A 12,649-nucleotide genomic window follows, 5' to 3' on the forward strand; every position below is an offset into this window, starting at 1 on the left:
CAGGTGATCCGTATCGACCGCCGCTACAACGGCCCACCCGACAGTGCCCACGGCGGCTACGCGTGCGGTCTCGTCGCGGCGCGGGCCCGCCGGATGCTGGCGACCGGCGGCGATCTCGTCGTCCAGCTGCACGCCCCGCCACCGCTGGACACCGGCCTCCGGACGGCCCGGAGCGGCAAGCGGGTCCATGTCTGGCACGGCGAGGAGCTCATCGCGACCGCGTCACCCCGGGCAGCCGTCGCGGGCCCGGTGGATTTCGTCCCGCCGGCCGTCGCGGAGCACGCCATGCGCCGCTACGAGGGGCACCGTTCCCACCCCTTCCCCACCTGCTTCGTCTGCGGTCCCGACCACCGGGACGGTCCGCGGCTGGCACCGGGCCCGGTGCCCGGCCCGGGGAACCGGGTCGCGTGCGTCTGGGCACCGGACGCCGCCGACGGGGACGGGACCGGCGCCGTCACCGAGGAATCGGTGTGGGCCGTGCTGGACTGCCCGGGAGGCTGGACGCTCGACCCGCTCCGCGGCCCGCTGGTACTCGGCCGGATGACGGCCCGCGTCTCGGCCCTTCCCCGTGTCGGCGAGGCCGTCGTCGTGGTCGGCCGCGGCGTACCCGGCGACGGCAGGGTCCTCACCTGCACCACCGCACTCTTCCGTCGCGACGGGACGGAGCTCGGCCGCGCCGTCGCGACCTGGGTGCGTTCGGCCCCGACGGGGACACCTCAGGACAGGAAAGTGGGAAGCAGTTGACCAGGACGGTCTTCACCTCCGGCACTCCCGGGTTCATCGGCAGCGGACGGCCGCCGTTCGACGCCCGGACCATTCATGAGCTGGTCGCCGAGCAGGCGGAGCGGGCTCCGCACGCGCCCGCGGTCACCTGCGACGGACAGACCCTGACCTATCGGCAGCTCAACGACCGTGCCAACCGGCTCGCCGGGCGGCTGCGAGCGGCCGGCCTGGCGCCGGAGGACGTCGTCGGCGTGCTGGTGCGACGGTCACCGGAGCTGATCGTGGCCCTGCTCGCCGTCCTCATCGCGGGCGGGGCGTACCTCGGACTCGAACCGGACGACCCGCCCGGCCGCCACGAGCTGCTGCTCAAGGACGCCGACGCGGGCCTGGTGATCGCCGAAGAGGCGCTGCGGGACCGGATACCCGCCGGGGTCGTCGCGGTGGTGGAAGGCCCCGCGCCGGAACGGCCGGCCGCCGAGCCGACGGCCCCGGCCCCGGCCCTCCCGGAAAGCCCGGACGGCCCGGACAGCCCGGACCGGCTCGCCTACCTCAGCTACACCTCGGGCTCCACCGGCGAGCCCAAGGGCGTCGGCGTGCCCCATCGGGCGATCGACCGGCTCGTCCGGGGCGCGGACTGGATGGAGATCCGTTCCGGCGACGTCTTCTTCCACATCGCGCCGGTCGCGTTCGACGCGTCCACGCTGGAGATCTGGGCTCCCCTGGTCAACGGCTGCCGGCTGGTCCTCTTCCCCCCGGTCGCGATCACGCTGGAGCACGTGGCGCGCGTCGTCCGCGCCGAGCGCGTGACGGTGCTTCTGCTGACCACCGGCTTCTTCCACCAGATGGTGAGCTCCCACCCGGAGGCGTTCGCCGGTGTGCGTCACGTCCTCACCGGGGGTGACGTGGCCTCGCCGAGCCATGTCCAGCGGTTGCTGGCCAGGTACCCGGACCTGCTCTTCACCAACGGCTACGGACCGACCGAGAACACCACGTACACGACCTGCTGGACCAGCAGTACCCTCGCGGCGCTGCGGAGCGTGCCGATCGGCCGCCCGGTCAGCGGCACCAGGGTCGCCGTGCTCGACGGCGACCTCGAACCCGTGCCCGCCGGCGAGTGCGGCGAGCTGTACGCGGCCGGGGCGGGCCTGGCCCGCGGCTACCTGGGCCGCCCGGCCGCGACGGCCGAACGGTTCCTGCCCGATCCGTTCGGAACGGAGCCGGGGGCCAGGATGTACCGGACCGGCGACCTTGTGCGCTGGCTGCCGGACGGCACGCTGGAGTTCGTCGGACGCGCGGACGACCAGGTCAAGGTCCAGGGCTACCGCGCCGAACCGCGCACCGTCGAGGTCGAGCTGGAGCGGCTCGCCCAGGTGCGGCACGCGGTCGTGCTGCCGCAGGCCGACCCGGCGGGTGGCACCAGGCTGCTGGGGTACGTCGTGCCCACCGATCCGCAGCTGCCGGGTTCGGCCGACCTCGGCCGGCGGCTCCGCCACGAACTGCGGGGCAGACTGCCGGGATACCTGATTCCCTGGGCCATCCTGGTCCGTCCCGAGCTGCCGGTGAACCGCAACGGCAAGATCGACCGCCAGGCCCTGCCCACCGCCACCCGGGTGCCGCGCAACGTGGCCAACGAGTTCGTCGCACCCCTCACCCCGGTGCAGCTGCGGCTGGTCGAGCTGTGGGGCGACCTCCTCGGCGTCGAGCCGGTCGGGGTCGACGACGACTTCTTCGACCTCGGCGGGCACTCGCTGCTGGCCACCGACCTCCTGGTCGCCGTCCAGCGCGAGTTCGGCGTGGACATCCCCGCGCAGACCCTGTACCTGTCGCCGACCGTCGCGGAGCTGGCGACGGCCCTCGTCGCCCGGATGGAGACGCCGGGTACGACGCCGGGTACGGCGACGCGGGAGGAGCGGTCCCGATGACGGCGGTTCCCCCGACCACGCGATGCCCGGTCTCCGCACCACAGCAGGTCGATCTGATCGACCCCGGCCTCTACCACAGGGGCGGGGCCCACGAGTTGTGGCGACGGCTGCGCCGCGACGCTCCGGTGAGCCGGCAGGCGGCCGGCGACCTCGGCTACTGGTCGGTCGTCGGATACGCCGAGGCCAACCGGGTACTCCGCGACCACGAGGCGTTCACCTCCGAACAGGGCACCCTGCTCAACCTCCTCGGCAAGGGTGACCCCGCCGGCGGCAGGCAGATGGCGGTGACCGACCCGCCGCAGCACTCGCGTCTGCGCGGCCCGCTGCAACAGGCGCTGTCGATCAGGACGGTGGAGAACGACCGGGAGGCCGTCCGCGCCGTCGTCGTCGAGCTGCTCCGGCCGTTGGCCGACGGCGGGCCGTTCGACTTCGCCGCCGCGATGGCCGCCATGCCGATGGCGGTGATCGGCACGATGATGGCGCTGCCGGAGCAGGACTGGCCGCGCCTGGTCCGGCTCACCCACGCGTGCATCGCCGCGGACGACCCCGAGTTCCAGCTCGCCGCCGGACCACAGGCCACCCTTGTGACCGCCCACCGTGAGCTGTTCGCCTACTTCCAGGACGTCGTCACCCGGCGCCGGCGCTCGCCGGGTGACGATCTGATCAGCGTGCTGCTGACCATGGAGCTGGACGGACGGCGGCTGTCGCCGGGCGAGATCGTGTCCAACTGCTACAGCCTGCTGCTCGGCGCGGCCGTCACCACGGCCCAGCCACCGAACGCGGCGATGGCGGAGCTGGCCGGGACGGCGGTCCTCGACGACTGGGCGGCCCACCCGGAGCTGCTCAACGGCGGCGTGGAGGAAGCACTGCGATGGGCCTCGCCCACCCAGCACTTCATGCGCCACACCACCCGCGACGTCGAGGTCCGGGGGGTGCCGATCCCGGCGGGGGACGCGGTCGTCGTGTGGCTGGCGTCGGCCAACCGCGACGAGACCGTGTTCGCCGACCCGGACACCTTCGACATCCGGCGCCGGCCCAACAAGCACATCGCGTTCGGTGTGGGCTCGCACTACTGCATCGGCCACACCGTGGCACGGGTGACCTTGCGGATCCTGTTCACCGAACTGCTCGGCCGGTTCACCGGTTTCGAACTCGCCGGGACGCCCCGGCGCATGCGGTCGAACATCATCGCCGGCTTCACCCACCTGCCGATCACCGCGCGAGCCCGGTAGGCGCCGCCGCCCCAACCCCGGCCGCCCCAACCCCGGCCGGCTCCACCGCTGCCGGCTCACCTCTGTCGGCACCGGCACAGCGAGCACCGGGAAGAAGCCCCCCCTCACGGAAGGTCATCAGTGGACGCCCCAACGGCCCGTACCCGCAACAAGTGGTTCCTGCGCGAGCCCTCACCGGTGGCACCGGCGAGACTGTTCTGCCTGCCCTACTCCGGGTGCGGAGCGAGCATGTACCGCCACTGGCCGTCGACGGTCGACGGCGTCGAGATCTGCCCCGTGCAACTGCCCGGCCGGGAGAACCGGATGCGCGAGCCCGCCTACTCCACCTACGAGGCGATGGCCGACGACCTCGGCGAAGCGCTGCGGCCCTACCTGGACCGCCCCTACGCGCTGTTCGGGCACTGCGGCTCCGCGCTGGCCGCGTACGAGACGGCCGTACGGCTTGTCCAGCGGGGCTGCCCCGCCCCGGCCCGGGTGTTCGTCTCCGCCGAGGTGGCGCCGCAGGACGGCCCCTACGGCCGCTTCCTCGACCTGACCGACGACGAGCTGGCCGCCGAACTGCGCCAGCTCGTCGCGGAGTTGGGCGGCACCCTGGAGCCGAGCCTGCTGGAGCTCTACCTCGGCGTGCTGCGCAACGACGTCGACATGAACAAGCGGTATCACGTGGCCGAGCCGGTTCGGCTGCCGTGCCCCGTCACCGCCATCGGGTGGACCGGGGACACGGGCATTCCCCCGTCGCTCATGGCCGGCTGGTCGGCCTGCGGCCAAACGGCCTTCGAGCTCCTGGACGGAGGCCACTACCGCTTCATCGAGGCGCCGGGGGAACTGCTGGCCCTCCTGGTCGCGGATCTGGCGTCCGCCGGCTCCCGCACCACCGACTCCGCACAGCCCGGCTGAGCACGACCTCGGTCCGGTCGGCGGCGGACCTTCCGGCGCACCTCCTCGCCGGAAGGTCCGCCGGTCTTCGCCAGGCCCGGATATCTGACGGCTACACCTTTCCCTCCGTCGAAGAGGTGCTCGAAGCGCGGCAGCCCATGAAGCGGCGGGCCGGGCCTCGGGTGCCGCGGGGCCGCTACGCCGGTCCGGCCCCGGGGTGCTCGAACGGCGAGGGGGCGGGGAAGTACGCCCGGAGGAAGGCGGTGACGGCCCGGTCCTGCTCGTCGGCGGGCACGTTGTCGCGCACGCCGTCGGCCAGGCACAGCACATCGGCCCACCGGTGGCCGTGCAGCTCGGGCAGGCGGGCGAGGTCCTCGGTGCTGTCGGTGACGAAGTAGCCGTCGACCAGCTCCCCCTCCACCGCGCGGCCGGTGGCGTGGGCGTAGTAGGTGCCCAGGGTGACCGGCGCGAGGTCGGCGGCCGAGCGGAAGGGCGAGGTGACGGTCGCCGCGAGCTCGGCGGCGAAGCGTTCGCCGGCCTCCGCCAGGACGCTGCGCCGCAGCGGGTACGGGACGTGCTTGAGCGTGCGGGGGTAGGTGCGGCCGGTGGCCTCGGTCAGCACGGCACGGGTGTTGTACTGCGCGCTGGCGTAGACGGTGTCGCTGAGATCGCCGCCGTCGGGCAGACTCCGGCCGGGCGGTATCACCCGGCTGTCGGGGAAGCAGAGCGGCAGGCCGTTGCCGAGGAAGAACTGCTGCGGGGCGAGCGGGCGGGCGAGGAACATGTCGTCGTTGAGGTAGAGGAAGTGCTCGGCGAGGCCGGGGACGAGGTGCAGGCGGCTCTCGATGGCGCGGGAGTTGAACACCGGCCCGGCGCCCGTTCCGGCGAACAGCTCACGGTGCGAGACGACGGTCAGGCCCGGCCCGGTGGCGTCCAGCCAGGCGGGGACCTGGTCGTCGGTGACGAGGAAGACCTGGCGGATCCACGGGGCGTACGCCGCTATCGAGCGCAGGCAGTAGCGCAGTTCGTCGCGGCTCCGGTAGCGCTGCTCGGTGTCGTCGGCCAGGCCCCGCGACCGGCCGGGGTGGTCCCCGCGGGTCGCGTCCCGGCGCCGGCGCCAGTCCGGGTCGTCGCCGTCGACCCAGGTGATGACGGCGTCGACGGGAAAGTCGACATCGTCGGGGAACACGGTGGCGAACGCGTCGACCAGCGGGTAGTCGCGGCCGGAGACGCTGGTGGTGGCGGTGGCGGCCAGCGACGGCAGCCACCATCCGAAGGAGGTCTGGTCGATCGAGGCGATCGCACCCGGGGACGGCGCGGCCGAGTCCCAGAACTCGACGTCGCAGCCCTCCTGCGCCCCGTACAGGAGGTCGCCGACCACGGCGGGCCGGTAGACGCGGATGCCCTTGACCCGGTCCGGCGGCGGGCCGGCCGGGTCCGGCTCGGCCGGGAGCTCGGACCCGGGGGCCTCGACGGCCTCGCCGGCTTCAGCGACCTCAACGGCTTCGGGGCCTTCGACGGCCGCGACCGTCTCGACGAGCTGCTCGGCCAGGGCGGTGGCGAGGGTCCGGCCGTGTTCGAGGAGATCGGCATAGACGGCCTGTCCGCCGAAGGCGGCGGACACCGCCTCCAGCACGGCCGCCCGGTCGCCGGGGGCGATCGCCAGGCGGTGGCGCGGCAGCGGGTCGGGCACCACCCCGTAGGCGATGCCCGCCGCCTCCAGCACATCGGCGACGTCGGCGAGGTTCCCGTCCCGGCACGCGGCCGGCATGAGCCCCTCCCGCACCACCGCCAGGTGGTCGCCGTGCCGAACCGTCCCGGGAAGACCGGCGAGCAGCTCGTCCTCCCGTATCCGCCGTCCGTCCACCGCCGGTTCCTCCGGACCGGTCCCCGGATCGGGCTGCTCGGGCTGCTCGGGCTCGGCCGCGGTGCCCGTCTCGGGACGCGCTACAGCCCATCGGCGGGCCAGCGCGGCGAGCGGGCGTCGCACGGAATGGGGAACGGCGTGACGAATGGACACGGAACGAAGACTCCCGGGGGGGCAAACCACCGCAACGGCCCGGGCACGGGTAAAAGAAATCGGACCGTAAGAGCGCGAACCGTAAGAGCGTGCCACACCCCGCTGGGTGAACCCTGGGAGAATTCCCGGCACCGGCTGAGCGCGACGGCGCCCCCTCCGTCTCCTACCGGTGCGCCGCCGCCAGGCGCGAGCGGGCGCGGTCACCGAAGGACGACCGCGCCCGCCCCGCCCGGGACCAGGCAAGCCGCTTTTCTCAACCGCGAAGCAGGACGAGCTCGTTGTCCCGGCGCGCCGGGTCCGCGGCGGCGGGCACCGAGAAGCCCGTGCGCCGGAAACCGACCTTGGCGTACAGCGCCTCCGCGCGGGGGTTGTCCTCGTGCACGAAGAGCCGGACGCGTTCGATCCGTGGCTCGGGGAGTGACCACGACCACGCGAGCGCGGCCCGGAAAAGCTCCTCCGCGAGGCCGGTACCGCGCGCCTCCGGCTGGACGAACACCCCCACGAAGTGGGTCTGCGCCTGCTCCGGGACATCGTCGAAGAACGTCTCGACGCCCGCCCGCTCGACGAGCACCGAAACCGTGCCGAGCCAGCGCCCGTCCGCCGACTCGGCGACGAACTGCCGGGCCGTCCTCCCCTCGGCGGCTCCGGCGGCGCGCTCCTGCCAGAAGGCGTCGGGCTTCGCCGCGGCCTGCTCGTGGGTTTCGAGGAAGGCGAGATGCGCGAGCGGGTCCCGCAGTGCTTCCAGCCTGATCGCCTTGACCCTGCTCCAGTCCTCGTGCCGCACGGCCCTGATGATGTGGTTCATCCCCCGATCCTCACATCCGGCCCCGGCCCGGCCCCGACCGGACCGTCCGCCGCCGCGCGGGCCGCCCTGCGCCGGGAGCGGTAGGACCGGGGCGTGGTGCCCGTCAGCCGGGAGAAGTGCTGCCGCAGGCTCGCCGGGGACGTGAACCCGGCGAGGGCCGCCACCCGCTCCACCGGTTCGTCGGTGCCCTCCAGCAGCTCACACGCCCGCTCCAGCCGCCGTCGCAGCAGGTACTGCGGCGGGCTGACGCCGGCGTGCGCGCGGAAGCGGCGGACGAGGCTGCTGACGCTGATCCCGGCGTGCGCGGCGATGTCCGCGGGGGTCAGCGGGAGGTGCAGACGGGTCTCCAGCCACCGCAGGGTCGGCTCGATGCCGACGCTGTCCGCGATCTCCCGGTCGATGTCCTCCTGGACACGGTCCGCGTACGACAGCAGTGGGGTGAGGAGTTCCCGGGACGTCTCACCGGCGGTCCGCTCCCCGTGGTCCTGGGCCAGCAGGCGCAGGCAGACGTCCATGCCGCCGAAGATCCCGGCCGAGGTCAGGAAGGGGCCGTCGGCCACGGCCGAACCGACCGGGTCGACCTCGATCCGGGGGTGGCGCCGGGCCAGTTCCCCGGTGTGGCGCCAGCCGGTGGTGGCACGCCGGGCGTCGAGCAGGCCGGTGGCCGCCAGGGTGAACACACCCGTCCCCACCGCCCCGATCCGGCTCCCCCGCGCGGCGGCGGCCCGCAGTGCGGTGAGCACCGCCGCCGCGGGCTCGCCGTGGTAGCCGTCGTGACCGGGCACCAGCACGATGTCCGCGTCGGCGAGACCCTCCAGCCCCCAGGGAACGGTGATCCGCAGCGGGGCCGGCAGCCCCACCCCGGTGAACCCGGGACCGGCGCAGAGCCGCACCTCGTAGGCGACGCCCGGGCGGTCGCGGGCCGCCGCGCCGAACACCAGCCCCGGGGTGGTGAGGTGGTGTCCGGGCACCCCGTCGAGTACGAGAACGGCGATCACCGACATGCCTGGAACCTAACCGAGAGCCGGGCCCGGACCACATTCCGGCCCGCGTCAGCCGTGCTGGTGGACCGTCTTCCAGATCCAGCTCGCATAGGCGGGAACGTTGGTGTAGAGGCCGGGGCCGGTGGAGCAGGCCGGGTCGGTGTCCCCGTCACCCGAGGTGGTCCCGATCAGCTCCCAGCGGCCGCCCCTGCCCTGCTGGATCTGCGGGCCGCCGGAGTCCCCGAAGCAGGCCATGCTGCCCGGCGTCCGGCTGACCGTGCAGAGCCTGGTCGCTCCCGCACGCCCGGGAGAGCACTCGTCGTCGGCTCCCCTGCGGGTGTCCAGCTCCTGGAGCCGGTCCGGGAACTCCGCCTTCGTGAGATCGGTCGTGTCGAGGACGGTGCCGAACCCGAGCAGCCGGGTAGGGGTGCCGGGCCGCCCCGGCTCCCCGGCGATCCTGATCGGCTTCTCCGCGACCGGGCGGGCCAGCCGGACGAGCGCGAGGTCGTTCTGGTTGGGGCTGCCCAGCCGGTAGCCGGGGTGGATCACCGTCCGGTCGATGGCGCGGACGGTGCCCCCGGACTTGCGCTGCGCGGAGCCGACGCGGACGGTCCCGTCCAGCTTCACCAGATCGGGGTCGACGCAGTGGGCCGCCGTCAGCACCCACTGCGGGTCGATCAGCGTTCCGCCGCACGGGGCGTCGTACACGTGGATGTCCGGGGCGCTCAGCGGGATCGACACCATGAACGGGTAACGCTCGGTGGAGTCCTGACCCTTGACGATGGCTCCGGCGCTGCCGGTCATGGCGGTGGCGCACACCGTCCCGGCGGCCAGGGCGACGGCGACGACGCGCGCGGCACGGCGCGGCAGAGAGCTGGGCTTGAACACGGAAAACCCTTCGTTCGGATGAAACGGAAATACCTGAAACGGAAAGGACGAAGCCGGCTGCCGGGCGTCCCCTCGCTCCGGATCCGCGTACGACCCATCCTCCGCAGCCGGCCCGGCCGGAAAAAGCGGTCCCGATGTCACCCTCGGCTAAATTCTGGACATGTCAGTGATCGCTGTCCTCGCGCTCGACGGCGTGCCGGGCCATCAGCTCACCGGTCCGGGGCTCTCCTTCGGCACCGCCGTGCGCCACCACCCCCACGTCGCCTACGAGCTGCGGTACTGCACCGCCCCCGGCCTTCGGGCGACCGGCTCCCCGGCCCCGTTCCGGATCGACACACCCTGGGGCCTGGAGGGGCTGGAGGGCGCCGACACCGTCCTGCTGCCCGGGCACGACGGGTTCCGCGACGAACCGCCCGCCGAGGTCGTCGACGCGCTGCGGGCCGCCGCGGACCGGGGCAGCCGGATCGGCGCGATCGGCACCGGGACGTTCACCCTCGCCGCCACCGGTCTCCTGGACGGCCGACGGGCCACCACCAGCCGCCGGCACGCCGCCGAGCTGGCGCGGCGCCACCCCCTGGTCGAGGTCGACCCGGAGGGTTCGGTCGTGGACGCGGATCCGTACTACAGCGCGGCGGGGGTGCTCGGCGGTCTCGATCTCTGCCTGCGGCTGATCACCCTGGATCACGGCAACCCGGTCGCCGTCGAGACCGAGCGGCAGATCTTCCTGCAGCTCCACCTGCCCGCCGGCCCCGCCGACGCCGGGGAAGCCGCGGTCCCTGCCGCCCGGGCGGACGCGGCGTACCACGCGGTCACCCGGCCCGGAAGCGGCCTCGGGCCCACCACCCGGTGGATGGAGGCCCACCTCGACCGCCCGCTGACCCTGAACGACATCGCCGACCACGCGGGACTCACCGTCCGCGGCCTGACCCGGCGGTTCCGGGCCGAGACCGGGCTCACCCCGCTCCAGTACCTCCTGCGCGCCCGCATCCAGCTGGCGCAGCGTCTGCTGGAACGCGGAGACGAGCCGGTGGAGCGCATCGCCGCCCGCACCGGGCTGGGCACCCCCGCCAACCTTCGCCACCACTTCCAGCACCACACGGGCACCAGCCCCCGCACCTACCGCACCGCGTTCCGGTCCCTGGTCTCCACTCTGACCTGGGCGGACGGCCGGCAACCGGTCCAGGACACCCCGACGGCCCCGACGGCGACGTCACGGTCCGTCCGTGACTCCATCGCCGACGGGGCCCGGTAGCAGGGCCGCTACTTGGAGGAGACGAGGTGCGCGAAGGCGACCACGTTGTCCGTGTAGTCGTTGCGGGCCTTGTCGTAGGTCCCCCCGCAGGTGATCAGCCGCAGCTGGGCGTCAGGGCTGTCCCCGTACACGTCCTGGTCGGGAAACTGGTCCTTGGAGTAGCGACGGACGGCGTCGACGGAGAACGTCGCGACCACGCCGTCCGCGCGGGTGACGTCGACGGTGCTTCCCGGTGCGAGCTTGCGGAGCAGCAGGAACACCGCCGGTCCGGTCGTGGTGTCGACGTGGCCGACGACCACGGCGGTGCCGTTCTCGCCCGGCGCGGCACCGTCGCGGTACCAGCCGACAAGGTTCTCCTCCTCCGGCGGCGGGGCGGTGAGCGCACCCGAGGCGTCCAGGGTGAGTTCACCGAACGGTGCGTCCACGCCGATGGCGGGGATGCTGAGGCGGGTCGGCGGCGAGTACGGCAGCGCCGTCACGGTCTCCCCAGGAGAGACCTCCGGGGAAGAGACCACCGGGGAAGAGACCGGAGAAGAGGCCGCCGGGGGGCTGGGTTCCGGTGCCGGAGCGGTGGTGACCGCCAGCGACGAGACGACGGCCGGGGCCGGGGCCGGTGGTAGGGACGCGGCGCGGGGGGAGATGTCGTTGGCCCCATAGATCATGGAGAGGCCGAGAGCGAACATTCCGATGCCAGGACCGAGGAGCCAGCGTCTGCCGAAGCTCCGGGGTGCCCGCCGGCAGGGGTTGGCGTCCGGTGGTGCGGAACGGGACCTCATGGGGTGTATGCCCTTCCATGGAAGCCGGTCATCGTACGGAGGCCCGGCGCCTGCCGGTGCGGTCGCCGCTGCGGACGGTGACCGCACCGGCAGCGCCGAGCGGGGTCAGGTCAGATCGCGCTGCGGTTCGCCGCGCGACGACGCAGGGCGAACGCGCTGAAGCCGGCTCCGCCCAGCAGCAGGGCGGTGCCGCCCAGCAGGTCGGAACCGGGCGAGGCGAGGAAGCCGCCACCCGCGTGGACACCGCCGTGCGGACGCTCACCGCGCTCGCCGCCCCGGCCCTCCTCGCCGCGGCCGCCCTCACCACGGCCACTCTCACCGCGGCCGCCCTCGCCACGGCCACCCTCGCCGCGACCTTCCTCGCCCCGGCCCTTCTCGTCACCACGGCCCTCCTCCCGGCCCTGGTCCGCGGTCACGAAGGAAGCCATGAACCCGCCACCCGCGTGAACCCCGCCACGGGGACGCTCACCGCGCTCGCCCCCACGGCCACCCTCGTGACGGCCACCCTCGTGACGACCGCCCTCGCCCCGGCCCTCGTGACGGCCACCCTCACCACGGCCCTCACCGCCCCGACCGCCCTCGTGACGACCGCCCTCGCCACGGCCCTCACCGCCGCGACCCTCGTCACCACGGCCCTCACCGCCGCGACCCTCGTCACCACGGCCCTCACCGCCACGGCCCTCGTCACCACGGCCCTCACCGCCACGGCCCTCGTCACCACGGCCCTCGCCGCGGCCCTCGTCACCACGGCCCTCACCGCCGCGACCTTCGTCACCACGGCCCTCACCGCCACGGCCCTCGTCACCACGGCCCTCGCCGCGGCCCTCCTCGCCACGGCCGCCGCCCTTCTCGGAGGAAAAATTGCCCCTGCCGTCGGACCGGTGGCCGTCATCGGCGAACGCGGCGCCGGGCGCGGCCAGGATGAAGGACGCGGCGAGCGCCGCGCCGATAACAACGGTGCGTACAGAACGCATGAGCGTGTGTTCCTTTCAGTGCCACCGCGCGGAACCGACCGGGCGCCAGTTCGCTAGCTCGCAGTGAATGCTTATTCACCGTCAGTCGATAACGCGGTGACCGCCACTGGGGTGCACCCGGTAGGACCGCGGGGATCTGCCGTCCAGGTGACAGATCCCGCGTGCCGCGCCCGGCTCGCGGGCCCGGACGTGGTAAAG

General features: G+C 73.6%; 11 protein-coding genes. 6 read left to right on the top strand and 5 right to left on the bottom strand.

Features of this window, described 5'->3' with window-relative positions; all coding sequences use genetic code 11:
* Positions 1-3 precede the first annotated feature (3 nt).
* The 4 genes from ACIQIB_RS30990 (at position 4) to ACIQIB_RS31005 (ending at position 4,774) form a co-directional block, all read left to right on the top strand.
* Positions 4-744, top strand: coding sequence for a hypothetical protein (locus ACIQIB_RS30990; RefSeq protein WP_400762070.1), 741 nt, complete (start codon positions 4-6; stop codon positions 742-744).
* The gene (locus tag ACIQIB_RS30995) at positions 741-2,645 is read left to right on the top strand and encodes an amino acid adenylation domain-containing protein (protein WP_400762072.1); all 1,905 of its coding nucleotides are present in this window, start codon (positions 741-743) and stop codon (positions 2,643-2,645) included. Before ACIQIB_RS30990 ends, ACIQIB_RS30995 begins: the two co-directional genes overlap by 4 nt.
* Positions 2,642-3,877, top strand: a complete 1,236-nt coding sequence (locus tag ACIQIB_RS31000) for a cytochrome P450 (RefSeq protein WP_400659228.1) — start codon at positions 2,642-2,644, stop codon at positions 3,875-3,877. Before ACIQIB_RS30995 ends, ACIQIB_RS31000 begins: the two co-directional genes overlap by 4 nt.
* 120 nt (positions 3,878-3,997) lie before the next feature.
* The gene (locus tag ACIQIB_RS31005; RefSeq protein WP_400762074.1) at positions 3,998-4,774 is read left to right on the top strand and encodes a thioesterase II family protein; all 777 of its coding nucleotides are present in this window, start codon (positions 3,998-4,000) and stop codon (positions 4,772-4,774) included.
* Between the two features lie 175 nt (positions 4,775-4,949).
* On the opposite strand, the gene ACIQIB_RS31010 is transcribed toward ACIQIB_RS31005, so the two are convergent.
* The 4 genes from ACIQIB_RS31010 to ACIQIB_RS31025 all read right to left on the bottom strand — a co-directional run bounded on the left by ACIQIB_RS31010 (position 4,950) and on the right by ACIQIB_RS31025 (position 9,449).
* The gene (locus tag ACIQIB_RS31010; protein WP_400762075.1) at positions 4,950-6,773 is read right to left on the bottom strand and encodes a stealth conserved region 3 domain-containing protein; all 1,824 of its coding nucleotides are present in this window, start codon (positions 6,771-6,773) and stop codon (positions 4,950-4,952) included.
* A gap of 253 nt (positions 6,774-7,026) precedes the next feature.
* Positions 7,027-7,578: a GNAT family protein gene (locus ACIQIB_RS31015; protein WP_363609437.1), complete on the bottom strand. Its 552-nt coding sequence runs from the start codon at positions 7,576-7,578 to the stop codon at positions 7,027-7,029.
* Complete coding sequence (locus ACIQIB_RS31020; RefSeq protein WP_400659223.1) at positions 7,575-8,582, bottom strand: GlxA family transcriptional regulator; 1,008 nt, start codon at positions 8,580-8,582, stop codon at positions 7,575-7,577. The genes ACIQIB_RS31015 and ACIQIB_RS31020 overlap by 4 nt, the downstream gene beginning before the upstream one ends.
* 48 nt (positions 8,583-8,630) lie before the next feature.
* The gene (locus tag ACIQIB_RS31025) at positions 8,631-9,449 is read right to left on the bottom strand and encodes a S1 family peptidase (RefSeq protein WP_400762077.1); all 819 of its coding nucleotides are present in this window, start codon (positions 9,447-9,449) and stop codon (positions 8,631-8,633) included.
* Between the two features lie 160 nt (positions 9,450-9,609).
* Between ACIQIB_RS31025 and ACIQIB_RS31030 the strand changes: the two genes are divergently transcribed.
* A complete protein-coding gene (locus tag ACIQIB_RS31030; RefSeq protein ID WP_400762079.1) occupies positions 9,610-10,701 on the top strand; it encodes a GlxA family transcriptional regulator in 1,092 nt (363 codons plus the stop codon).
* 8 nt (positions 10,702-10,709) lie between these two features.
* Here ACIQIB_RS31030 and ACIQIB_RS31035 read toward each other — a convergent pair whose 3' ends face one another.
* Positions 10,710-11,180 carry a class F sortase gene (locus ACIQIB_RS31035; protein WP_400762081.1) on the bottom strand — a complete coding sequence of 157 codons (471 nt, stop codon included), beginning with the start codon at positions 11,178-11,180 and terminating at the stop codon, positions 10,710-10,712.
* Positions 11,181-11,713: 533 nt separating this feature from the next.
* Here ACIQIB_RS31035 and ACIQIB_RS31040 point away from each other — a divergent pair.
* Complete coding sequence (locus tag ACIQIB_RS31040; RefSeq protein WP_400762083.1) at positions 11,714-12,508, top strand: hypothetical protein; 795 nt, start codon at positions 11,714-11,716, stop codon at positions 12,506-12,508.
* The last annotated feature ends 141 nt before the right edge of the window (positions 12,509-12,649 follow it).

It is taken from the genome of Kitasatospora sp. NPDC092286 (genome assembly GCF_044755565.1).
Classification (GTDB): Bacteria; Actinomycetota; Actinomycetes; order Streptomycetales; family Streptomycetaceae; genus Kitasatospora.